Genomic DNA, 23,579 nt, shown 5'->3' with positions numbered 1-23,579 from the left:
GGCGCGACCGGCCCGTCCGGCACCGGTGGCCCGTCCGGCACCGGTCCTGTCCGCACCGGGCCGGCCGCCGCTGGATCCGCCGGCCCCGCTCTGGCCCTGGACCGAGCCGTGAACGGCCCTCTTCCCGAAGCCGCCGTCACGTCCGAGATCTCGCCGACGATCGCGCACCGCACGAGCCGTACGCCCTGGTCGGAGGCCACCCGCTCGGCCCGCGCACAGGCCGCCGCACTGCCCTCGGCCCAGTGGTCGGCCGCCGCGAGCGCCGCAAGGTCGGCGCCGCCGGCCGCCCGATGCCGGACCACGACGGCCTGCCCGAGCGCGAGCACGGCACCGAACACCGCACACAGCACGGCGATCGCCCCCAGGCTCCACACGGTGGCGGACCCCCGGTCGGACGGCCGCCGATCCCGCACCGCACCTCGCCTCACGGCCCCACCTCCCCGGCTCCCGCGGTCTCTGCGACCCCTGTGGCCTCTCCAGCTCTTGTGGCCTCTCCGGCCCCGGCGCCGGCTGCTTCAGACCCGCTGATCTCCCCGCTTCCTGCCGGTTCTCCGGCCCCTGCGGTGTCCTCGGCCGGCGCGACGGCGTCCTCCCGCACCTCGAAGGGCAACCCGCTCAGCACCGGCGGCCTGGCCACGACCGTGACCCGGACCCGGTCGCCCTCGCGCCCGACGGTCACGCGCGCCCCGCGCGGCGCCGCCTCCCGGGTGACCGCCACCACCGCGGCGGCCGGGTCCTGCCGGGCGGCGGCCCGGGCGCCGATGCGGGCGGCGTCCACGCACCGGATCTGCGCGGCCACCACGAGCAGCCCCCAGACCAGCGCCATCGTGAACGCCACCAGCACGCACAGCACCACGGCCGCCTCCGCGGTCACGAACCCCTGGTCCGCCCTTCGCTCACATCCGCGCACTGAGGGCCTTCTTCACGATGTCCTGCAGTTCCGCCCGGACCTGGCCGCTGGTGACGACCTCGTAGAGCAGCAGCGCGAATCCGACGGCCGCGATGATCCCCATCGCGTACTCGGACGTCACCATCCCGGCGTCCCTGCGGCGCTCCCCCCACAGCCGCAGCGCCACTTCCTTGGTCTTCCCGTTCATTCCAACCCCCTTGAAATTCCGACTCTCTGCTCGTGGTCCTGCTGTTGTTCCTACTCTTCGTCGCAGCCCTTCCGTGCAGCTCTTCCGTGCAGCTCTTCCGTGCCGACGGCCTCGTCCGCTCCCGTACGTGTCGCCTCACCTGCCTCCCACCGCTGCGCCCGCCAGTCCGATGACGACGGGCAGCACACCGACCGCGATGAAGGCGGGCAGGAAGCACAGGCCCACCGGTGCGGAGATCAGTACGGCCGCGCGCCGGGCACGGGCCGTCGCGGTACGGGCCCACCGCGCACGGGCGTCCGAGGCGAGCCGGGCGGCCGGCCCGGCTGCCGGAAGCCCGGACTCGTCGGCACGCTCCAGGAGCCGCGCCAGGGCTCCGGCGCCGGGCAGCGCGGCCAACCGCCGCCAGGCGTCCGTCGGTCCACCACCCAGCCGCACCTCCGCCGCGCCCTGCGCCAACGCCTGTCCGACAGGCCCGTCGAGCGCTTCCCCCACCGCCTGGGCGGCGATCACCGGGCCGGCTCCCGCCGCGACGCAGGCCGCCAGCAGATCGGCCGCGAGCGGGAGTTGCCGTGCGGTCGCTGCGGCGTCGACCGGCTCTGCCCGGTCTGCCGCCTGCCGGCTGCTCCGCCACCGCCACAGCGCGACCCCGGTGCTCAGCCCCACCACGGCCCCGGTCACGCCCCCGACCAGGACCCAGGCGCCGCACGCCGCCCCGGCCGGCGGCAGCCACCGCCGCGCAGCGCCCGCCCATGCGAACCGCGGCCCGGGGACCGGGATTTCCCTGCCCAGCAGCTCGGCCACCCGCCGCCGGGCGCGACGCCGTCGCCGGACCAGATCCAACCGCCAGGCCGCCCAGCCGAGGGCCAGCGTCCCGCCCTCCACCATCCCCAAGCTGTGGACAACTTCCGCGCTCATACCGCCCTCTCTCCCACACACGCCCCAGCCCGGGGCACCCGTCACACTCCGCACACCGCTCCCCGCTCACCCCACGCCCCTCGCTCACCGCCCCCGGCTCACACCGCCCCCGCTCCTCGCACGATCCGCACCGCCCACCAAAGCCCTGCGCCCTCGAAGGCCGACCCGATCGTCAGGCAGCCCAGGCCGGGGCCGGTGTGGAGCAGCACGTGCAGGGGCTTCGCGCCCATGGCCGAGCCGAGGAGCAGACCGAGGGCGGGCAGGACGGCGAGCAGCACCGTGGTCGCTCGGGCGCCCGCCAACTGGGCGTGCAGATCGGCACGCTGGTCCCGCTCGGCACGCAGGGCCGCGTCCAGGCGGTCCAGGCCGGCCGCGAGTCCGGCGCCCTGGTCCACGGCCACCCGCCAGCACGCGGCGAGCCCGAGCAGGCCCTCGGCGCCCGGCTGCCGGGCCGCCACGGCGAGCGCGCCGGGCACGTCCCCGCCGAACCGTGCCGCCGCGACCACGGCCGACTGCGCCTCTCCCAGTCCTCCGGAGTCCTGTGCCGCCCGCAGCAGCGCCTCGCCCGGCTGCCGTCCGGCACGGACCTCCCCGGCGAGGGCTCCGCACAGGGCGATCACCGCGTCCGCCGTCCGCTCCCGGACGTGTCGCTTCTGCCGGGCCAGCCGCACCCGGCGCAGCACGGGCACCCCGGCCGCCCCCGCGGCGACCGGAATCACCGAGGCCCCCAGCATTCCGAGCACCAGGCCCGCGGCGAGCGCCCACCATTCGGCGCCCAACCGGCCGCGCAGCCGCCGTAGTTCCGTCAAAGCCTCCCCCCAGAAGGGCGGGCCGGTCGCCACCACCCCATCGCCCGCGAGCAGCAGCCGCGCCCGCCGCATCCCGTAATGCCGCTCGCCGAGCAGCCGGACCAGCGCGCCGAGACAGAGCAGCGCGGCCGTCATGGACGTCTCACCGGTCACTTCCCTCACCTTTCTCGGTCCTCCTCGAACTCGCCCGCGGCGCCCAAGAGGTTTTGCAGTCGCTCCCAGCCCCGCTCCCGCACGAAGGCCCGCTCGCCCCAGCGCAGGGCCGGCAGCGTCCGGACCAGTCCCGTGGCGTCCCGCTCCAGGACATGCACCTCGGCGATCCGGCGCCGCCCGGACCGGTCACGTACGAGGTGGAGCACCACGGAGAGCGCAGCCGCCAACTGGCTGTGCAGGGCGGCCCGGTCGAGCCCGGCGGCCGTGGCCAGCGCCTCCAGGCGGGCCGGCACATCTCCGGCGGCGTTGGCGTGGACCGTGCATTCTCCGAACTAAGTGCCTTTAAGAAACCCCCGAGCACGGACCTGCGTCGTGCCTGGCTGCGGCGCTCCGGGCACTGGTCATCGTCGTCATGCCGGTCAGTGGACGGGAGGCGGCGAAGGACCTTCGCAGTTCAGGCAGGTTCAACGTGATAGCGAGCGGAATTGCGGTGCCAGCCATCCATGTTGGCGATCCAGTCGCGCATGCTCAGCAGGCAGCGCCGAAGTCCATGACGTGTCTGCTCATCCAGGCCGGAGTCGTCCACGGCTCGGGAGGCTAGGGCTTGCTCGGCCTGGAGGTAGTCCTCAACGGCACCGGTCATGCGCTGAAGGGCCGCATGGACGGCATCCTCCTGGCTGCACCCTCTCGCCCGGCTGATCACCGTGATGATGTTGTGGGGATCGTTGACGGCCCGCTCCTTGGCGAGGGAGTGCAGGTCGTTGCAGCACGCGCAGTAGTCGGCGACAGCGATGATGCACGCCTGGTACGGGGCAGAGCAGTAGAGATGCTGCGGGAGTTCGGTCCGGGAGGCGAGCTCAATCAGGTCCGCCCACACGAACATGCCAACCGAGCGGCGCCGCATGTCGAGGAAGTCCTCGATGGTCTCGATGTGTCCGATTCTCCGGTTGGTGAACTCCCGGTCGTTGACGTCGATCACGTCGGTCCAGTGCTGTGTGTAGCGCTGCCACCAGGCGTCCGAGAAGTGGCGGCGCGTGCGCACCAGAAGGTCGGCGAACGCACGCGGGGTGGGATCAGCCGTGGCCAGCGCTCCGGCTGGATCGCGAAGACACGCGCGCAACTGGGCAGCCTGCTGCTGCCACTCGGCTTCCCGTCCCTCCACGGCGAACTTGTTGACCTGGTCGTCCCAGACGAAATACCAGGAGCACAGGTCCGCCATGATCTGTGCGCCTTCGCGTGTGGCGTCGAAGGAGTACAGCGTCGCCAGGTCCGGGTAGGCGAGCTGGTCGAAATTCTCGGCCACCTGCGGCGACATCATCCTCATCGCCTCTGTCCAGACCCTTGTCTGGGCGCAGATGCTGCGCGCCTGTGGATGGGTCCTGCCGGTGAACGGGATGGCAACGCGTCCGACGCTCATTGTTCTTTCCTCTCGCGCGGGCCATGGAGTCGGCTGTTTTTCTCGCCGGACACGTCCAGGAAACGGCAGCCACAATGAGGCCAACCGCTCCCGCGCATGGGCCTCATCATGACGCGCACCAGCCGTTTGTCACAGGGATGTAGGGCCGGCGCGTGATGTGAGATCGGCACCGGAATTTGCGCCTGGCGCACGCGGGCCCGGGGTCCTCACAAACGACCGAAAGCGCAGGTCGGCACGCACCAGGTGCACGACCCGCGCAGAGAAGGGCGTATGCGTCATCCAGCGCTGAACGAAGCGGCCAACACCTTCGGCTGAGCTCGATGATCAGAGGTCTCTACACAGTCACTAATGCGACCTCGACTTGACCTGGTGAGAAGGCCGTCGCGCGAGGAACTGCCGAGGGAGCCATCCGAGAGACGTTGCGGCAGGTGTTCGGGGAGCTCTGCAGGGGCTAAGACTCGAGGTGGCCTGCAGTGATGCGGGCCACCCCGTCGGCGCGCTCGCTGGTTCTCAGCCTTCGCGAAGCGGCCTCGTCATGTGCCCTCGGCGGTCCGGACTGTCAGTTGGCTGAGTGTCGGAATCCCGAGGAACACCGACGAGTTCTGTCGGGCCAGGCGGGCATCCAACAGGGCGATCTTCTCCTCTGCGGCGGCGAGGCTGACCGAGAGGCCTTCGACCTCACCGAGCCATCCCTCGGTTTGCGCTTCAGTGATTCTGTCCTCGAGGTTCTGCCGGATCTCTTCCAGCCGGCCGCGGTCTTCCGACCCGACGATGAGGACGGGGCATCGAACGCATGCGTGCTCGTGGGCGCAATCTGTCCCGTAAGCGCGGCCACACTGCCCGAGGGCGAGCTTCCGACGCTCGAAGTGACCGAGGAACTCTTCCCATTCCTCGGGACTCACCGACCGGTACTCTTCCGAGGGCCTGAGCGTGCGGCGGCGGGCGATGAACGCCCGATGCGCCTCGATTGCCTCCGCCGGATAGATAGCCGCGTAACCCATCGTGGTGTTGATGTTGCGGTGACCTGCAATGACTTGCGCGATGTGGGGCGGGAGGCCGTTCATGATGGCGTCGGTGATGAAGATGCGGCGGAAGTCGTGGGGCTGGAACTGCAGCGGCCGCCCGCTGCTGTCGACGAGGCCTGACGCGGCGAGCGTGTCGTTCAGCGCCCGCCGGATGCTGCTGATCGAGATGTGCCGGTTCTCGCCAGACACCTGCCACTGGTAGAGAACCGGCATGGGAGGGTTCCAGATCCGCTCGTTGGAGTCGTAGGTTCCAACGGACGGCACCGTGCCGTCGGCTCCGCGGACACGTTGGATCACCGCGCTGAGGACGTCTGCCAGTTCCGGGTTGATCAGCAGGAGTCGCTCCTGGTCCGTTTTGGACGGGGCGATCTGCAGCAGCGGGACGACATCGCCTGTCGTGGGCAATTTGTAGCTGATGATGCTGTGGTGCCCGAGCTCAAGGAGTTCCTCGATGCGGATGCCGGTGTGCCTCAGGATCTCGATGGTGGCCCAGGCGAAGAACGCGTGCTTCTCCTCGGTGCGGAGGCTGCGCACCTTGCCGTCGGCGTTGAAGACCTTCCCCGGCTTGCCGTCGACTCGCGTCGTTGTCTTGGGCAGCGTGAACGTCTCGCCCAGGACGGTGACTTGGGAACCGAGCGGGGCACTCTCGACTGCTTCGAGGCGGACCCTGGCCTCCTTCAGGCGCCGGTTCGCCGCGCGGATCAGGGCCGGCAGAACCGGCAGCCGCTCTCTCGTGCGCTGGTCGGTCCTGGCCTTCTGCTCGCGCTCGACCTTCTTGACCGTGCAGTCGGCCTCGCTGATCGGGTTGGGAGCCGCCCACGGCCCCCAGCGTTCCGGCTCCTCCAGCGCCCAGGCGGCGATGTCCAGGTAGAACGCCCGCACCAGCATCTTCGTGGACGCCGCGCTCGTGCGGGGTGCCAGCTCCTTCGTGAGCGATCCGTCGATCTGGCGCCGGTGAACGGTCTTCACCGCGATGCGGGCTTTCCAGCCCTCTGCGACCTCGGGCGCCAGCCGGAGGCTGTCGATGCCCGGGTGGTGCCGTTCGAGGTCCGCCCAGAACAGTCTCGCGAGAGCGGACGACATGTTCTTCAGGGAGTTGTAGTCGAGGCTCGGCTGTCGTTCCTTGAGGTAGTCGACGATCAGGTCGCGAACCGGCTTGCACTGCAGGTCGTATCGGTCAACGAGGTCTTCCGGGCTGACCTGCCCTGTTCGGGCGCCCAAGTGGTGGAAGGTCCCGGGAGCGTGAGCGGGGAAGTTGCCGCGGTCCCTGAGCCAGACGTATGCCAGGCGGATGCCGCTGTGGACCGAACGTCCCGTCACGGGATAGAAGGACAGCAAGTCCCCGACGGTGATGTCCTTGAGGCGTCCGCCGTAGGCGGCGATGATCCGTGCCAGCGTGTGGACGGCTCGATCGCCCACGTTCGAGGTCCACTCGCTCTCGGGCATGGACGCCCTCAGCTCCTCGAACCCTTCGGGGTCACGCGTGCGGATGATCTCGGCCGGCAGGTATCGAGAGGAGTTGCCCGCGAGCCAGCGAGGGCTGGGCCGGATGACGTCTGCGCAGGTCAGTGTGAGCACTCCGGCGGCGAGGTAACCCAGGCTGGTCTTCTTGGCGCTGACTTGCCCGGTGGCGTTGAGCCAGTCCTGGGGAGCCGAGGCCCAGTCGGCATAGGTGGTGGCCGGGCTCGCGTTCCACCGCTCCTGCCAGGTGTCTCCCGGGAAGGTCTCAAGCCAGTCCAGCATGTGCTGGCAGCCAGTCCTGCGCGCGTACTGGGTGAGTTCCCGGGCAGCGTTCAGCGGGGGATGCTCGATGCGCGCCATAACCTCCCTGAGGGAGGCGCTGGTGGCCGGCCAGTCGGTGATCCGTGGCCGGGGCGGGAAGGACCGGATGACGTTCGCGGCGTCCCGTCCGCGAAGCGGTCTCGCACTCGTGGGGCCCGCGGCGACCGGCGAGGAGAACAGCAGGTCAGTCGTCATCAGAACCCGCCCCCGAACAGGACGTTCAGCGACGCGGGGTTGTACTCGGGGTCCCGACGGACCGGCTGGGTCTTGCGCCGCTGTTCCATCCGGGCGTGGTGGGCGAGCCCGGCCGCGATGACGTCATCCCTGCCAGGCCGGTTGTAGATATCCAAGGTCGCCAAGTGCTTGTGGCCGAGGATGTGCTGGACATAGACGGGCGGCATGTCAGGGTCGTCGAGCATCATGAACGAAGCGGTGTGCCGCAGATCGTGAAGGGTCCAGTTGGCGCCCAGGAGGTCGTTCGCGCGGTTGAACATCATGCGGGCCGCGTCGTACTCCAACGGCCGCCAGGGACGCCGTAGCGTCCACCACAGCGGATGCCGACGGCCTCGCGGAACTCCCTTCTTCCAGGCTTCTTCCTGGTAGAGCCGAAGCCATACGAACGCATCGGGAGTCGCGGGCAGTTCTTGGTAATCGCGCGTGCCTTTGCGGGTCACGCCGATGGTCTGCTGGCCAACGATCGCGCCGCCCTGTGTGGCGGTGAGGAGTTCTTCGGCGCGGGCGCCCGTAGCGACCCAGAAGGCCAGCAGAGCGCGGTCCCGGTGCGAGCGGAGGCCCGCGAAGACCTCGGTGTACTTCTCCTCGGGGATACGGCGTGGGATCTCCTGCGGCACCGTGGGCCGGTAGAGACCAGTGCGCTCCTTCTTGTGGTCGTCCTCGGGATTGCGGTGGGCATTGGCGCGTGCCGAACGCCGGTTGCGGACGAGAGGGAAGGGGTTGACCAGCAGCGACCCGCTGTTGCGGTCCAGGTGGAAGTCGTAGAACGACCGGAGCACGGTCTCGCAGTGCGCCCGGGTTCGCGGAGCGTACTTCCGGCCGATGGAGGGCTTTCCGGTCACTGGGTTTGGTGACCCTGGTGCGGGCCTGCCGACTCGGGAAGGCCGGGGGATGTCGGCGGGGTCCTTGTCGCGGTGACGCCAGTGGACGCGTACCGGCTTGTCCCCAAGCTTCATCCACAACATGAAGTCCCGGGCATCCTCACGTGTCGCGCGGTCCCACTCGATCCCCAAGGCCCACAGGAAGCGCCACCAGCGGAGCAGATCCATCCCGTACGACCGCGGCGTCAGCACCGAACTGTCCGCGGCCATCAGGTCCTTGAAGTACACCGCGGCCGGCTCGACCGGCCTCCCGAACGAATCAAGGAGCTGTACGGGCTCCCAGGGGTCATCCGTCTCGAGTAACTGGCCTGTCTCGGGCAGCACAAAGCTCTTCATGTCCCTTCCGGGACGTTGTTCACCAGGCATGCCGGGAAGCTAGCAGAAACCCCAACTGACCTGCGAAAACACCTAAGTTAGTTCGGTCAACACGCCACAGCCGCCCTCGTGGCCGGTGTTGAGAGCCGCGAGGAGATGCACGACCTCGGGTCCCCGGACCTCGCCGACGACCAGCCGGTCGGGCCGCATCCGCAGGGCCTGCCGCACGAGGTCCTCCAGTGTGACCAGGCCGGCGCCCTCCTGGTTGGCGGGCCGGGTCTCCAGCCGGACGACGTGCGGATGGTCTGGGCGCAGCTCGGCCGAGTCCTCGGCGAGCACGATCCGCTCGCCCGCTCCGACCAGGCCCAGCAGGGCGCTGAGCAGGGTCGTCTTGCCGCTTCCGGTGCCGCCGCTGACGAGGAAGGACAGCCGGGCCGCCAGCAGCGCGCGCAGGATCCGGTCGCCGCCCGGCGGCACGGTGCCCGCCTCGACCAGTTCCTGGAGCGTGAACGCCCGGGGGCGTACGACCCGCAGGGCCAGGCACGTGCAGCCGACGGCGACCGGGGGCAGCACCGCGTGCAGCCGGGTTCCGTCGGGCAGCCGGGCGTCCGCCCACGGCCGGGCGTCGTCCAGCCGGCGTCCGGCCACGGCGGCCAGTCGCTGCGCGAGGCGTCGTACGGCCGCCGCGTCGGGGAAGGTCACCCCGGTCAGGACCAGTCCGCCGCCGCGGTCCACCCACACCCGGTCCGGGGCGGACACCAGGACGTCGGTGACGGCCGGGTCGGCGAGCAGCGGCTCCAGGGGGCCGGTGCCGACGAGTTCGCTCCTCAGCTGCCGGGCAGCGCCGAGGACTTCCGCGTCGCCGAGGACCCGGCCCTGTTCGCGCAGTGCCTGGGCGACACGCGCGGGGGTGGGTTCGGCGCCGCTCTCGGCGAGCCGGCGCCGGACGCCGTCGAGCAGGGCGGTGCCGTCCGCGCGGTCGAGTCCGGAAAGGCTCATCGGGTGCCTCCGGCCTCGACCAGCGCGCGTTCCCAGAAGTTCGCGCAGAAGCGGGCGAGCGGGCCGCGTCCGGTCGTGCCGGGCGGGTTCGCGCCGCCCTGCGGGCGCAGCAGCGGTGGCTCGACGGGCACCTCGCCGGCCAGCGGCAGGCCGAGCAGGCGGGCCACCTCCCGGTCGTCGAGGCCCGGAGCGTACGGTCCGCGAACCGCCACGCGCAGGTCGCGCACGACCATGCCGACGGCGGAGGCGACCCGCCCGGCGGCCGCGACCGCGCGCAGGTCGGCGGGGACGACGAGCAGCGCCAGGTCGAGCTGGGCGAGGGCTTCGGCGACCCCGTCGTCGAGGCGGCGGGGCAGATCGACCACGACCGTGCCGCCGCGCCGCCGGGCGGCGGCGAGCACCGCGCGCACCGCCTGCGGCGGGATGGCGACGCAGTCCCCGCGGTCCCAGCTCAGCACCCGCAGGGAGTGCAGTTCGGGCAGGGACTCCTCCAGGGCGCCGCCGCCGACCCGGCCGCGGGAGGCGGCGAAGGCGGGCCAGCGCAGTCCGTCGGCGCTCTCGCCGCCGAGGAGCACGTCGAGTCCGCCGCCGAGCGGATCGGCGTCCACGAGGAGGGTGCGCACTCCCTCGCGCGCGGAGGTGACGGCGAGCGCGCACGCGAGCGTGGAGGCGCCGGCACCGCCCCGGCCGCCGACCACCCCGACAGTGAGGGCCGGTCGGCCGACGCCCTCGGCGACGTCGGCGATCCGGTCGACCAGCCACCGCTCGCCGTCGGGCAGCATCAGGACGTGGTCCGCGCCGATCTCCACGGCGCGCTTCCACACCCCCGGGTCGTCCTGGTCCCGGCCGACCAGGACCACTCCGCGCCGGCGCGGAGCCCCGCCGACCCGGCGGGCGGCGTCGTCGCCGACCAGCACCAGCGGAGCCGACTGCCAGCCGTCGCCGTGTTCCGGTACACCGTGGTGGACCTCGGGTGTGGCGCCTGCGGCCGCGCACAGGCGCAGCAGGTCGTCCAGGAGTTCGGCGTCCTCGGTGACGATGAGCGGCCGGTCCGGCAGGCCTGCGGCGCCGGGCGGTGGGTCGTGGGTGACGGCTGCGGTCACGGGTGTTCCCCCTTCGCTGCGTGGGCCGCGCAGCCCCTGCGGCCACGCGATTCCCAAAGGTGTGAAGAACCGGCAAGCGGCCCCCCATATGAACGGCCGGCGGAAACCGGCCATACGCGCTCCGACAATCGGAACCGGCCGTGAACTCGCCATGGCCGAGTGCGTGGGAATCACGGTGCAGCGATCCGCGAAATCATGTGGATCTTGGTGGAAAACTGTGGACAACTCGGAGGCTGTGAATATCGCCGTCACCCATACCGGTGACCTCCGCGCCGATCCCTGTGCGACTTCCACAGAGCAGCGCAATGCTTACCGAGAGTCACGGATCATGGGTGCACGGAAGCCGCGGCCACGGCGGCGCGATGCCGGCCTCGCGGCCGTACGAAGAACGGAGAGAAAAGCAGAAAACCCACCCGGACATGCGACGACCCCCGCCGGGGGGGAGAGCGGGGGTCGTCCCCACGGCCGACTCGGGGGGGGAGGAGTCGGACCGGGTTAGCACGGTCGCGAACGATCCGTGACTTCCATGGTGTACCCGAGAGCCCTCTCAGGCAAACCCACGCGCCCCACCTTACGCCGAATGGTGGGCGCCTATGCTCAGGGGCGTGGAAAACCACTCCTTGCCCCGCGCAGCAGCCTTCTTTGACCTGGACAAGACGGTCATTGCGAAGTCGAGCACACTCACCTTCAGCAAGTCCTTCTACCAAGGCGGGCTGATCAACCGCAGGGCCGCGCTGCGTACCGCATATGCCCAGTTCGTCTTCCTGGCCGGCGGCCTGGATCACGACCAGATGGAGCGTATGCGCGAGTATCTCTCCACCCTGTGCCGCGGCTGGAACGTACAGCAGGTGCGGGAGATCGTCGCCGAGACCCTGCACGACCTGATCGACCCGATCATCTACGACGAGGCCGCCTCCCTCATCGAGGCGCACCACACGGCCGGGCGGGACGTGGTGATCGTGTCGACCTCGGGCGCCGAGGTGGTCGAGCCCATCGGCGAACTGCTCGGCGCGGACCGGGTGGTGGCCACGCGCATGGTGGTCGGCGAGGACGGCTGCTTCACCGGCGAGGTGGAGTACTACGCCTACGGCCCGACCAAGGCCGAGGCGATCCGGGAGCTGGCCGCCTCCGAGGGCTACGACCTCGACCGCTGCTTCGCCTACAGCGACTCCGCCACCGATCTGCCGATGCTCCAGGCGGTCGGGCATCCGCACGCGGTGAACCCGGACCGCGCGCTGCGCCGCGAGGCACTCGCGCGCGAATGGCCGGTTCTGGAGTTCCGGCGCCCGGTCCCGCTCAAGAAGCGGCTGCCCACGTTCTCCGTCCCGCCCCGGCCCGCACTGGTCGCGGCGGCGGCCGTAGGAGCGGCGGCCGCGACCGCCGGCCTCGTCTGGTACGCCAACCGGCGCCGAACCACGGCCTGACGACCGCCCCTTTCACCCCCGTTTGAACCTGAAAGTAAAGAAGTGCAGGTAGGGGTTCCGCTTCCTCCGGGGTCGCGGTAGAAAGAACCTAGGCCCGCGAGACCAAAGGACATCCGAGAGGATCACCTACCACTACGCACTTGGCCACACGGACCCCGCATGGATATTGGGCACCCACGCGACGTCGACCCGTCGATTACGGGCCAGCCGCACCAGGTGACGGGCAAAGTTCCCCGGCCTGATGGGCACATATCGAGGACGCTTGGTAACCCGGTGAGCATGCCAGCGGCGGTACGAGTACTCGTACCGCCGCAACTCATGTCCCGCCGCCTCCCGCCGTCCACCGGCGAGTCACGGCCTCAGGCCGCGCCGCGCTGCAGGGCCTCGCACACCGCCGTCGACTCGCGTGCGCCCAGCTCGATCGCCCTGGCGCAGTGGCCGATCCAGGCCGCCACGCCCTCGGGGGTGCCGGAGACGTATCCGTCCAGCGCCGCCAGGTAGGAGGCGCGGCCCAGTTCGGCATGGCCGACCTCGGCCGGGCAGACGGCTTTCGGGTCCAGACCGCTGCCGATCAGCACGATCCGCTCCGCCGCGCGCGCGACCAGGCCGTTGTGGGACACGAAGGGCCGCAGCGCGAGCAGTTCGCCGTGCACCACGGCGGCCGTCACCAGCGCGGGCGCGGACGTTCCGGCCACGATCAGGTCAGCGAGCCCCTCCAGCCGGCCGGAGACCTCCTGGGCGCCCGGCAGCGGCAGCTCGATCAGTGGCTCGTCCACCGCCTCACCGGCCTGGCGCGGCCGGCCGACCTCGTCGCCCTGGCCCGCCGCGGCCACCAGATGCAGCCGGGCCAGCACCCGCAGGGGCGACTGCCGCCAGATGGACAGCAGCTGCCCCGCCTCGGCCGACAGCCTGAGGGCGGCTCCCATGACGCGCGCTTCGGCGTCGGCGCCGAAGTCGGTGCGTCGCCGCACCTCCTCCAGGGCCCAGTCGGCGCCGGACAGCGCCGCGGAGCCGCGGGCGGCGCGCAGGGCCGCCTCGCCGGTGATCTCGGTGCTGCGGCGCCGCATGACCCGGTGCCCGTAGACCCGGTCCACAGCCTTGCGCACGGACTCCACGGAGTGGGCCACACCGGGCAACGAGCCCAGGGCCGCGAGCGGGTCGGCGTTCGCGCCTGTCGTACTCATGAGTACGACCCTACGCACCTCATCGGCCGACCCCTCGAAGGAGTGGTCTTCTTCACTCCCCCCTGACACATATAGCTACCAACTGACTACGCTTGGTGAACATGAAAATTGCTTTCGTCGGGAAGGGCGGCAGCGGCAAGACCACGCTCTCCTCCCTCTTCGTCCGCCACCTCGCGGCCACCGGTGCCCCGGTGGTCGCCATCGACGCGGACATCAACCAGCACCTCGGACCCGCGCTCGGCCTCGACGAGACGGAGGCGGCCGCACTGCCCGCCATGGGCGAACGGCTGCCCCTGATCAAGGACCATCTGCGCGGCACCAACCCGCGCATCCACTCCACCGCCACGATGATCAAGACCACCCCGCCCGGCGAGGGCTCGCGGCTGGTCCGGGTGCGGGAGCCCAATCCGGTCTACGACGCCTGTGCGCGGCCGGTGGAACTCGACGGCGGCGCCGTCCGTTTGATGGTCACGGGCCCCTTCACGGACGCCGACCTGGGGGTCGCCTGCTACCACTCCAAGACGGGAGCGGTGGAGCTGTTCCTGAACCACCTCGTCGACGGCCCCGACGAGTACGTCGTGGTCGACATGACCGCGGGTTCGGACTCCTTCGCATCCGGCATGTTCACCCGCTTCGACATGACGTTCCTCGTCGCCGAGCCGACCCGGAAGGGGGTCTCCGTCTATCGCCAGTACAAGGAGTACGCCCGCGACTTCGGCGTCACCCTGAAGGTCGTCGGCAACAAGATCCAGGAACAGGACGACATCGACTTCCTGCGCGCGGAGGTCGGGGACGACCTGCTCGTGACCGTCGGGCGCTCGGACTGGGTGCGTGCCATGGAGAAGGGCCGGCCGCCCCGGTTCGACCTCCTGGAGGAGGCCAACGCCCGCGCCCTGCAGACCCTGCGGGCCACCGCGGACGCCACGTACGAGCTGCGGGACTGGGAGCGCTACACCCGCCAGATGGTGCACTTCCACCTGAAGAACGCCGAGGCGTGGGGCAATGAGCGGACCGGGGCCGACCTGGCCGCACAGGTCGATCCCGGCTTCGTGCTCAGCGAGGACGTCGGCGCGGGCGTGACCACTCCCGCGTGACGCCTACTGCTGGATCGCCGGCGCCCCGGGCACGCCCTTCGGTGCCGGGGCCGGGCGGCCGGACAGGAAGGACGCCCAGCCCTGCCGGGGCGCCTGGCCCACCTGCAGGGTGCGCAGCTCCCGAAGGACCTTCGGGTCCTGGGCGTCCAGCCAGTCGACCAGCTGATGGAAGGACACACAACGCACGTCGGGCTTGTTGCACACCTCCTTCACCGCCTCCTCGACGGCACGCATGTAGGTGCCGCCGTTCCAGGACTCGAAGTGGTTGCCGATGACCATCGGCGCGCGGTTGCCGTCGTAGGCCCGGTAGAAGCCCTTGACGAGGCCGTCGCGCATCTGGTCGCCCCAGTACTCGAACTTGTCCGGGTCGCCCTGGGTCTTGGTCCCGGACTGGTTGACCATGAAGTTGTAGTCCATGGTCAACTGCTCAAAGGTGTGACCGGGGAAGGGCACCAGCTGCATCGACAGGTCCCACAAGCCGTGCTTCTTCTTGGGCCAGACCTGTTCGTTGACCCCGCTGGAGTCGTAGCGGAAGCCCAACTCGCGGGCCGCCTTCATGAAGTTGTGCTGCCCCTCCAGACAGGGGGTGCGGGCGCCGATCAACTCCTTGTCGTAGTCGAAGGGAAGCGGGGCCGACTTGGTCATGCCGGTGTTGGTCTTCCAGTTCTTCACGAACTGCTTGGCCTGGGCGATCTCGCTCTTCCACTCGTCCACCGACCAGGTGCCGACCCCGCCGTCGGGCCCGCAGAAGTGGCCGTTGAAGTGGGTGCCGATCTCGTTGCCCTCCAGCCAGGCCAGCCGTGCCTGCTCGACGGTGTCGGCGATCCCCTTCTCGTCGTTGAAGCCGATGTCGGAACTTCCCGGCGAGTGTTCCGGCGGCTTGTACTGGTCGCGCTTGTCCTCCGGCAGCATGTAGACGCCGCTGAGGAAGTACGTCATGGTCGCGTTGTTCTCCTTGGCGACCGCGCGGAAGCGGGAGAACAGCTTCTGGCTGTCCTCGCCCGCGCCGTCCCAGGAGAACACCACGAACTGCGGCGGCTTCTGGCCGGGCTTCAGCCGCTCGGGTCTGGGCAGATACGGCTGTGAGCCGGTGAACGCGGTGGATCCGTCACCGATCAGCCGGAGCACACTCCGAGGCGCCGGAGCCCCCTCCTGCGGGCCGGACACCCCTTCCTTCGAACCGTGGGAGCCGGTCGAGCAACCGGCGAGCGACGAGACGCAGGCCGCGGCGATCACGACGCCGACGGCGATCCTCTGGGTGGCGGTCATGCTCCGCCCACCTTCTTCCTTCTCTCAGGCACGCGCTGATGAGGGCCGGTTTCTGGCGATACGCCGGGATTGCACCGGCAGCGTCGTCAAGGTCGCACGGAAGCGAGAAGGAATTAGTACGACAAGCCGATCAAATGATTAGTTCACTCATGCGTGGGATCGACTGGTCCTTTTGCCCCGAAAAGTTATGGATTGTCTTTACGGTTCATTACGATTCGTTGACCGACGTTGATCCATCCCGCCCAGTCCGCGACCGTGCCGCCCTGGAGGAGACAGGACCATGTCAGCCCCCGCACTCCCACACCCCCACCAGCACCCGCATCCACCGCACGGCCCGCCCCCGGGCCGGAGGAACCGCTTGCCCGTGGCGGGCGCCGACCTGTCCGCGTCCGTCGCGGTCTTCCTGATCGCCCTGCCGCTGTCTCTCGGTATCGCCCTGGCCACCGGCGCCCCGCTCCAGGCCGGTCTGGTCGCCGCCGCCGTGGGCGGGATCGTCGCCGGCCGGCTCGGCGGCTGCCCGCTCCAGGTCAGCGGCCCCGCCGCCGGGCTCACCGTGGTCACCGCCGACCTGATCCACCGCTACGGCTGGCGGACGACCTGCGGCATCACCGTCCTCGCCGGACTCGCCCAGCTCGGTCTCGGCCGGCTGCGGGTGGCGCGCGGAGCGCTCGCGGTCAGCCCTGCCGTGGTGCACGGCATGCTCGCCGGGATCGGCATCACCATTGCCGTCGCCCAGTTGCACATCGTTCTCGGCGGCAGCCCTGACAGCTCCGTCCTCGCCAATCTGCGGGCGCTGCCCGCCCAGTTGGCCGACCTGCATCCGGCCGCCGTCTCGATGAGCGCGCTGACGCTCGTCCTGCTGCTGTCGTGGCCCCGCCTGCCGGGCCGGGCCGGCCGGCTGCTGCGGCGGGTGCCGGCCGCCCTCGTGGCCGTGGCCGGGGCGACCGCGACGGCCGCGCTCACCGGTCTGGCCCTGCCCCGGGTCGATCTGCCGTCCTGGCACAGCCACGCCCTGGCCGGCCTGCCCGAGGGCCCGACGCTCGGCCTCGCCGCCGCCGCGCTCACCACCACCCTGGTGTGCAGCGTGCAGTCACTGCTCGGCGCGGTGGCCGTGGACAAGCTGGTCGCGGCCCGCCCCGGCCCTGTCGCCCGCGTCGGCCGCGCCGACCTCGACCGGGAGCTGCTGGGCCAGGGCGCCGCCAACATCGTCTCCGGGGCGCTCGGTGGACTGCCGGTCGCGGGGGTGGCCGTACGCAGCACCGCGAACGTGAACTCCGGTGCCCTGAGCCGGAACTCCACGATGCTGCACGGCGTTCTCGTAGTAGTCGCCGCGCTGCTGATGGTCCCGATCCTTCGGGAGATCCCGCTCGCCTCCCTCGCCGCCCTGGTGATGGCCGTCGGCATCCAGATGGTGTCCCTGCACCACATCCGCACGGTGACGCGCCACCGCGAAGTGCCGGTCTACGCCGCGACCGCACTCGGCGTGGCACTCCTCGGCGTCCTTCAGGGCGTGCTCCTCGGGGTCGCCGTGGCGGTCGCCCTCGCCCTGCACCGCCTCGCCCGCACCCGCATCACCCATGAAGAGAAGGGAGGAGTCCATCACGTACGTGTCCGAGGTCAGTTGACGTTCCTCGCGGTGCCCCGGCTCAGCCGAGCCCTGCATCTCGTACCCCAAGGTGCCCACGCCGTCGTGGAGTTGGACGGTTCGTTCATGGACCACGCGGCGTACGAGTCGCTGCAGGACTGGCGGGGCGCCCACATCGCGCGAGGCGGTACGGCCGAGTTGTCGGGCCGGCGCGGCGGGATCCGGACCGCCGGGCCGCCCCCGCCCGCCCGGTGCCGCTGCCGTCCGTGGACGCCCTGGCGCGATCACCGGTCCTGCTTCCCGGAAACGGCCGCCGCCCCGGCCGACCGGAAGGCGGGACGAGAACTCGCCCACGGGATCGGCTCGTTCCACGGCAGCACCGCCTCGCCGGTGCGGGCGGAGCCGACGCGGCTCGCACGGGAGGGGCAGCGGCCCACACAGCTCTTCCTCACCTGCGCCGACTCCCGGCTCTCCCCCTCGCTGATCACTTCCAGCGCCCCCGGCGACCTGTTCGTCGTGCGCAATGTCGGCAATCTGGTGCCGCCGCCGGGCGAGGAGCACGGTGACGACTCGGTGGCGGCCGCCGTCGAGTACGCCGTGGACGTACTGAAGGTGCGGTCCGTCACGGTGTGCGGGCACTCCGGGTGCGGGGCGGTGCAGGCGCTGCTGACCGCCGAGCCCCCGGGTGCGGCGACGCCGCTGAGGCGGTGGCTCCGGCACGGCCTGCCGAGCCTGGAGCGGATGGCCGACGACCGGCACACCCGCCCCCGGCCGGCCGGTCGGGGGCCCGCCGACGCGGTGGAGGAGCTGTGCCTGACCAACGTGGTCCAGCAACTGGAGCATCTGCGGGCGCACGTCCCGGTCGCGCGGGCGCTGGCGGCCGGGGCGCTGGAGCTGCGCGGAATGTATTTCCACGCAGGCGAGGCGAAGACATATCTGCTCGGGCGAACCGGGAAGGTGTTCGAGGACGTGAGAGAGGAAGAAGGTGCGGCGGAGGAGCCGCGCCGTCCGGTGTGAACGGCCATTCCCGGATAGGTCTAAACCAATTTCGCCGAGGGCTCTTGTCATCGACGCCCCTCGTCTGATGAGGTGTGGCACAGGACACAACGGACACCCCGGGAAAGGGAGATGTCGTGAGCAACGAGAGCCTGGCCAACCTGCTGAAGGAAGAACGCAGGTTCGCGCCGCCCGCCGACCTGGCCGCGCATGCCAACGTCACCGCGGAGGCGTACGAACAGGCCAAGGCTGACAGGCTCGGCTTCTGGGCCGAGCAGGCCCGCCGCCTGACCTGGGCGAAGGAGCCGCAGGAGACGCTGGACTGGTCGAACCCGCCCTTCGCGAAGTGGTTCAAGGACGGCGAGCTGAACGTCGCGTACAACTGCGTGGACCGGCATGTGGACGCCGGCCTCGGGGACCGTGTCGCCATCCACTTCGAGGGCGAGCCGGGCGACAGCCGCTCGATCACCTACGCGGAGCTGAAGGACGAGGTCTCCAAAGCGGCCAACGCCCTGCTGGAGCTGGGTGTCCGCAAGGGCGACCGGGTCGCCATCTACATGCCGATGATTCCCGAGACCGCGATCGCGATGCTGGCCTCGGCCCGCATCGGCGCCGCGCACTCGGTGGTCTTCGGCGGGTTCTCGGCGGACGCCCTCGCGACCCGGATCAAGGACGCGGACGCCAAGGTCGTCATCACCTCCGACGGCGGCTACCGCCGCGGCAAGCCGTCCGCGCTGAAGCCGGCCGTGGACGAGGCGATCACCAAGGTCGACAACGTCGAGCATGTACTGGTGGTGCGCCGTACCGGCCAGGAGGTGGCCTGGAACGGCGAGCGGGACGTCTGGTGGCACGACCTGGTCGGGCGCCAGTCGGCCGAGCACACCCCGGAGGCGTTCGAGGCGGAGCACCCGCTGTTCATCCTCTACACCTCGGGCACCACGGGTAAGCCGAAGGGCATCCTGCACACCTCGGGCGGCTACCTCACCCAGGCCGCGTACACCCACTGGGCGGTCTTCGACCTCAAGCCGGAGACGGACGTGTACTGGTGCACGGCCGACGTCGGCTGGGTCACCGGCCACTCGTACATCGTGTACGGCCCACTCGCCAACGGCGCGACCCAGGTCATGTACGAGGGCACGCCGGACACCCCGCACCAGGGCCGGTTCTGGGAGATCGTGCAGAAGTACGGCGTCACGATCCTCTACACCGCGCCGACGGCGATCCGGACGTTCATGAAGTGGGGCGACGACATCCCCGCCAAGTTCGACCTCAGCAGCCTGCGGGTCCTGGGGTCCGTGGGCGAGCCGATCAACCCCGAGGCATGGGTCTGGTACCGCAAGCACATCGGCGCCGACAGGACGCCCGTCGTGGACACCTGGTGGCAGACCGAGACCGGCGCGATGATGATCTCGCCGCTGCCCGGCGTCACCGAGGCCAAGCCCGGCTCGGCGCAGCGCCCGCTGCCCGGCATCAGCGCGACGGTCGTCGACGACGAGGCGCACGAGGTGCCCGACGGCGGTGGCGGCTATCTGGTGCTGACCGAGCCGTGGCCGTCGATGCTGCGCACCATCTGGGGCGACGACCAGCGGTTCATCGACACCTACTGGTCCCGATTCAAGGGCAAGTACTTCGCCGGTGACGGCGCGAAGAAGGACGACGACGGCGACATCTGGCTGCTGGGCCGGGTGGACGACGTGATGCTGGTGTCCGGGCACAACATCTCCACCACCGAGGTGGAGTCGGCGCTCGTCTCCCACCCGTCGGTGGCCGAGGCGGCCGTCGTCGGCGCCGCCGACGAGACCACCGGCCAGGCCATCGTCGCGTTCGTGATCCTGCGTGGCACGGCCGCCGAGAGCGAGGGGCTCGTCGGCGAGCTGCGCGACCACGTGGGCGCCACGCTCGGCCCGATCGCCAAGCCCAAGCGGATCCTGCCGGTGGCCGAGTTGCCCAAGACCCGCTCCGGCAAGATCATGCGCCGTCTGCTGCGCGATGTGGCCGAGAACCGCCAGCTCGGTGACGTCACCACGCTGACGGACTCCACGGTCATGGACTTCATCCAGGCCAAGCTGCCGGCGGCGCCCAGCGAGGACTGACCCGCAGCACCCCGAGGGGGCACCCGGCCGACGGGCCGGGTGCCCCTTTTGCGTCTACCGTGAAGATCACCGGTCCCGGACCGTGCCCTTTGAGCCATCGGCCAACCTTAGGTAAGCTAAGTAAAGCGTCAAGAGCGCGACAAGGGTGCGCCGGGAAGTCTGGTCGGCATGTGAGCCGTCCTGCCTACCCACCGGAGGTCTTCCCGTGACCGCGCCCCGCACCCCCCGCAAGCTCCTCGGACGCCTGTCCCTGCCCGAGCGGGCCTTCGTGGCGGACGCGCTGCGCACGGAGACCGTCGGCGGCGTCCTGCTCCTCCTCGCCGCCGTGGCCGCGCTGACATGGGCGAACATCCCCGCCCTCCGCCACAGCTACGAGACGGTCGCGGACTTCCACCTGGGCCCCGGCGCGCTCGGCCTGAACCTCTCCATGGCCCACTGGGCCGCCGACGGCCTGCTCGCGGTGTTCTTCTTCGTCGCCGGTATCGAGCTGAAGCGCGAACTGGTCGCCGGGGACCTGCGCGAACCCAGGGCGGCCGTCCTGCCCGTGGTGGCCGCGCTGTGCGGCATGGCCGTACCGGCGCTCGTGTACACCCTCACCAACCTCACCGGGCACGGCTCGACACAGGGCTGGGCGGTACCCACCGCCACCGACATCGCCTTCGCGCTCGCCGTCCTCGCGGTCATCGGCACCTCCCTGCCCAGCTCGCTGCGCGCCTTCCTGCTCACCCTCGCCGTCGTCGACGACCTGTTCGCGATCCTGATCATCGCGATCTTCTTCACCGACCGGATCAACTTCCCCGCGCTCGGCGGAGCCGTCGCCGCACTGGCCGTCTTCTGGCTGCTGCTGCGCAAGGGCGTGCGCGGCTGGTACGTGTACGTGCCGCTCGCCGTCGTGATCTGGGCGCTGATGTACAACAGCGGCGTGCACGCCACCATCGCCGGTGTGGCAATGGGCCTGATGCTGCGCTGCACCACCCGGGAGGGCGAGCAGCACTCGCCGGGCGAGCACATCGAGCATCTGGTGCGGCCTCTGTCCGCCGGACTCGCCGTACCGGTCTTCGCGCTGTTCAGCGCCGGTGTGAAGGTGTCCGGGGGCGCGCTCGGGGACGTCTTCACCAAGCCCGAGACGCTCGGTGTGGTGCTGGGGCTCCTCATCGGCAAGACGCTCGGCATATTCGGCGGCACCTGGCTCACCGCCCGCTTCACCCGCGCCTCCCTCAGCGAGGACCTCGCCTGGGGAGACGTCTTCGCGGTGGCCTGCCTCGCCGGCATCGGCTTCACCGTCTCCCTGCTCATCGGCGAACTCGCCTTCGCGGGCGACACCGTCCTCACCGACGAGGTCAAGGCGGCCGTCCTGACCGGGTCACTGCTGGCGGCGGCGTGTGCGACGGTGCTGCTGAAGATACGCAACGCCAAGTACCGCAGGCTGTGCGAGGAAGAGAACCGCGACGAGGACCTCGACGGCATCCCGGACATCTACGAGCAGGACGACCCGGCCTATCACCTGCGCATGGCCGCGATCCACGAGCGCAAGGCCGCCGAACACCGCCGGATCGCCGCCGAGCGGGCGGCCATGGCGCGCCACGGGCTTGCGGAAGTACCGGGCGGGGCAGGCGAGCAGGGCGACCGTCCGGCATGATCTGACGAGACGGTACAAAACAAGACGGCCGCACGAGCAGGACCGCCGCCCGCCCACGGCGGCGCGGCACGCCTGCGGCACGAGAAACCTCTGAGGGAGAACGCGATGAGCGCACCCGACGGCAGCCCGGTCGGCGCCGAACGCAGCATCGGCCAGCTGTTCGCCTCGGCGACGACCGAGATGTCGGCGCTGGTGCACGACGAGATCGCGCTGGCCAAGGCCCAGCTGAAGCAGGACGTGAGGCGCGGCGCGCTCAGCGGCGGCGCGTTCATCGCGGCCGTGGTGCTGCTCGTCTTCTCCCTGCCGATGCTCAACTTCGCCCTCGCCTACGGCATCCGCACCTGGAGCCACTGGAACCTGGCGATCTGCTTCGTGCTGTCCTTCGCGGCCGACGTGCTCCTCGCCGTCCTCCTCGGGATCATCGGACTGGTCTTCGCGAAGAAGGCCAAGAAGGGCCAGGGCCCGCAGAAGGTGGCCGCGTCGGTGAAGGAGACGGCGGGCGTGCTGCAGAACGCCAGGCCGCACCCGCGCGCGGAGCTGCCCGAGGACCGGTCCCCCGCGGCCATCGAGTCTGTGGCACGCTCACAGTCATGACCGACCCCGCCCCTTCGGCCGTACGGATCGACCTTCCCCACGGGAAGAAGGTCACGCACAGGGACGTCGCCGCGAACGGCGCGCGCTTTCACATCGCCGAACTCGGCGACGGCCCCCTGGTGCTGCTCCTGCACGGCTTCCCGCAGTTCTGGTGGACCTGGCGGCACCAGCTGGTCGCGCTCGCGGACGCGGGCTACCGGGCGGTGGCGATGGACCTGCGGGGCGTCGGCGGCAGCGACCGCACGCCCCGCGGGTACGACCCCGCCAACCTCGCCCTCGACGTCACCGGCGTCATCCGCTCGCTCGGCGAGCCGGACGCGGCACTGGTCGGCCACGACCTCGGCGGCTATCTGGCGTGGACGGCGGCGGCGATGCGACCCAAGCTCGTCCGGCGCCTCGCCGTGGTGTCGATGCCCCATCCCCGGCGCTGGCGCGCGGCGATGCTGCGCGACGCCCGGCAGACGGCCGCCAACTCCTACATCTGGGGCTTCCAGCGGCCGTGGATCCCGGAACGTCAACTCACCGCGGACGACGGGGCGATGGTGGGCCGGCTGCTCCGGGAATGGTCCGGGCCGCAGCTGCCGGACGACGAGGCGGTGGAGACCTACCAGCGGGCCATGTGCATCCCGTCGACCGCGCACTGCGCGATCGAGCCCTACCGCTGGCTGGTGCGCTCGCTGGCCCGCCCGGACGGCATCCAGTTCAACCGCCGGATGAAGCGCCCCGTACGGGTGCCGACACTGCATCTGCACGGCTCGCTGGATCCGGTGACCCGCACGCGCAGCGCGGCCGGTTCGGGCGAGTACGTCGAAGCGCCGTACCGCTGGCGCCTGTTCGACGGTCTCGGCCACTTCCCGCACGAGGAGGACCCGGCGGCGTTCTCCACGGAGCTGGTCAACTGGCTGAAGGATCCCGAGCCGGACAGGTGACGCGGACCGGCGACCACGGGTGCGTGCCGGCGCACAAGTGTG

General features: G+C 70.7%; 17 protein-coding genes and 3 pseudogenes. 7 read left to right on the top strand and 13 right to left on the bottom strand.

Translation table 11 applies throughout. The features are described 5' to 3' along the window. Positions 1-44: 44 nt before the first annotated feature. The 11 genes and pseudogenes from AQI95_RS48690 to ssd form a co-directional block, all read right to left on the bottom strand. Positions 45-413: pseudogene (locus AQI95_RS48690) on the bottom strand (Rv3654c family TadE-like protein); the annotation flags it as partial. 11 nt (positions 414-424) lie between these two features. Then, positions 425-910, bottom strand: coding sequence for a TadE family type IV pilus minor pilin (locus AQI95_RS02800; protein ID WP_107121527.1), 486 nt, complete (start codon positions 908-910; stop codon positions 425-427). After that, positions 897-1,097, bottom strand: a complete 201-nt coding sequence (locus AQI95_RS02795; protein ID WP_067116594.1) for a DUF4244 domain-containing protein — start codon at positions 1,095-1,097, stop codon at positions 897-899. Before AQI95_RS02795 ends, AQI95_RS02800 begins: the two co-directional genes overlap by 14 nt. A 135-nt stretch (positions 1,098-1,232) precedes the next feature. Further along, positions 1,233-2,012: a type II secretion system F family protein gene (locus AQI95_RS02790; protein ID WP_079071001.1), complete on the bottom strand. Its 780-nt coding sequence runs from the start codon at positions 2,010-2,012 to the stop codon at positions 1,233-1,235. Between the two features lie 98 nt (positions 2,013-2,110). Continuing rightward, positions 2,111-2,956 carry a type II secretion system F family protein gene (locus AQI95_RS02785; protein WP_208614065.1) on the bottom strand — a complete coding sequence of 282 codons (846 nt, stop codon included), beginning with the start codon at positions 2,954-2,956 and terminating at the stop codon, positions 2,111-2,113. 23 nt (positions 2,957-2,979) lie between these two features. Beyond that, positions 2,980-3,303, bottom strand: a pseudogene (locus AQI95_RS02780) (TadA family conjugal transfer-associated ATPase); the annotation flags it as partial. 125 nt (positions 3,304-3,428) lie between these two features. After that, positions 3,429-4,391: a terpene synthase family protein gene (locus tag AQI95_RS02775; RefSeq protein ID WP_067116583.1), complete on the bottom strand. Its 963-nt coding sequence runs from the start codon at positions 4,389-4,391 to the stop codon at positions 3,429-3,431. Positions 4,392-4,924: 533 nt separating this feature from the next. Further along, positions 4,925-7,393, bottom strand: a complete 2,469-nt coding sequence (locus AQI95_RS02770; protein ID WP_067116580.1) for a tyrosine-type recombinase/integrase — start codon at positions 7,391-7,393, stop codon at positions 4,925-4,927. Continuing rightward, positions 7,393-8,211 (bottom strand): tyrosine-type recombinase/integrase, encoded by an 819-nt coding sequence (locus AQI95_RS02765; protein ID WP_244188594.1) that lies wholly within the window; start codon positions 8,209-8,211, stop codon positions 7,393-7,395. The genes AQI95_RS02770 and AQI95_RS02765 overlap by 1 nt, the downstream gene beginning before the upstream one ends. Positions 8,212-8,736: 525 nt before the next feature. After that, positions 8,737-9,627 (bottom strand): annotated as a pseudogene (locus AQI95_RS02760) (TadA family conjugal transfer-associated ATPase); the annotation flags it as partial. Continuing rightward, the gene (gene ssd / locus AQI95_RS02755; protein WP_067116573.1) at positions 9,624-10,730 is read right to left on the bottom strand and encodes a septum site-determining protein Ssd; all 1,107 of its coding nucleotides are present in this window, start codon (positions 10,728-10,730) and stop codon (positions 9,624-9,626) included. The gene ssd and the pseudogene AQI95_RS02760, both read right to left, overlap by 4 nt. A 593-nt stretch (positions 10,731-11,323) precedes the next feature. Between ssd and AQI95_RS02750 the strand changes: the two genes are divergently transcribed. Then, positions 11,324-12,154 carry an HAD family hydrolase gene (locus AQI95_RS02750; protein ID WP_067116570.1) on the top strand — a complete coding sequence of 277 codons (831 nt, stop codon included), beginning with the start codon at positions 11,324-11,326 and terminating at the stop codon, positions 12,152-12,154. A gap of 359 nt (positions 12,155-12,513) precedes the next feature. On the opposite strand, the gene AQI95_RS02745 is transcribed toward AQI95_RS02750, so the two are convergent. Then, complete coding sequence (locus tag AQI95_RS02745; protein ID WP_067116567.1) at positions 12,514-13,338, bottom strand: Fic family protein; 825 nt, start codon at positions 13,336-13,338, stop codon at positions 12,514-12,516. A gap of 101 nt (positions 13,339-13,439) precedes the next feature. Between AQI95_RS02745 and AQI95_RS02740 the strand changes: the two genes are divergently transcribed. Further along, a complete protein-coding gene (locus AQI95_RS02740; protein ID WP_208614049.1) occupies positions 13,440-14,432 on the top strand; it encodes an ATP-binding protein in 993 nt (330 codons plus the stop codon). A 3-nt stretch (positions 14,433-14,435) separates the two neighbouring features. Here the strand turns inward: AQI95_RS02740 and AQI95_RS02735 are convergent, their stop codons facing one another. Beyond that, positions 14,436-15,701 carry a polysaccharide deacetylase family protein gene (locus tag AQI95_RS02735; RefSeq protein WP_067116561.1) on the bottom strand — a complete coding sequence of 422 codons (1,266 nt, stop codon included), beginning with the start codon at positions 15,699-15,701 and terminating at the stop codon, positions 14,436-14,438. 280 nt (positions 15,702-15,981) lie between these two features. Here AQI95_RS02735 and AQI95_RS02730 point away from each other — a divergent pair, with 280 nt between their 5' ends. From AQI95_RS02730 to AQI95_RS02710, 5 genes are all read left to right on the top strand, one after another. Next, complete coding sequence (locus AQI95_RS02730; protein ID WP_067116558.1) at positions 15,982-18,303, top strand: SulP family inorganic anion transporter; 2,322 nt, start codon at positions 15,982-15,984, stop codon at positions 18,301-18,303. 116 nt (positions 18,304-18,419) lie between these two features. Further along, on the top strand, positions 18,420-20,375 hold the full coding sequence (gene acs / locus AQI95_RS02725; RefSeq protein ID WP_067116554.1) for an acetate--CoA ligase: 1,956 nt from the start codon (positions 18,420-18,422) through the stop codon (positions 20,373-20,375). Between the two features lie 205 nt (positions 20,376-20,580). Then, complete coding sequence (gene nhaA, locus AQI95_RS02720) at positions 20,581-22,014, top strand: Na+/H+ antiporter NhaA (RefSeq protein WP_067116551.1); 1,434 nt, start codon at positions 20,581-20,583, stop codon at positions 22,012-22,014. A 105-nt stretch (positions 22,015-22,119) separates the two neighbouring features. After that, complete coding sequence (locus tag AQI95_RS02715; RefSeq protein WP_067116548.1) at positions 22,120-22,608, top strand: phage holin family protein; 489 nt, start codon at positions 22,120-22,122, stop codon at positions 22,606-22,608. Then, positions 22,605-23,537: an alpha/beta fold hydrolase gene (locus AQI95_RS02710; protein WP_067116545.1), complete on the top strand. Its 933-nt coding sequence runs from the start codon at positions 22,605-22,607 to the stop codon at positions 23,535-23,537. The genes AQI95_RS02715 and AQI95_RS02710 overlap by 4 nt, the downstream gene beginning before the upstream one ends. The last annotated feature ends 42 nt before the right edge of the window (positions 23,538-23,579 follow it).

Source organism: Streptomyces yokosukanensis (assembly GCF_001514035.1).
Taxonomy (GTDB): domain Bacteria; phylum Actinomycetota; class Actinomycetes; order Streptomycetales; family Streptomycetaceae; genus Streptomyces; species Streptomyces yokosukanensis.
This window is presented reverse-complemented; position numbering and strand designations above follow the sequence as displayed.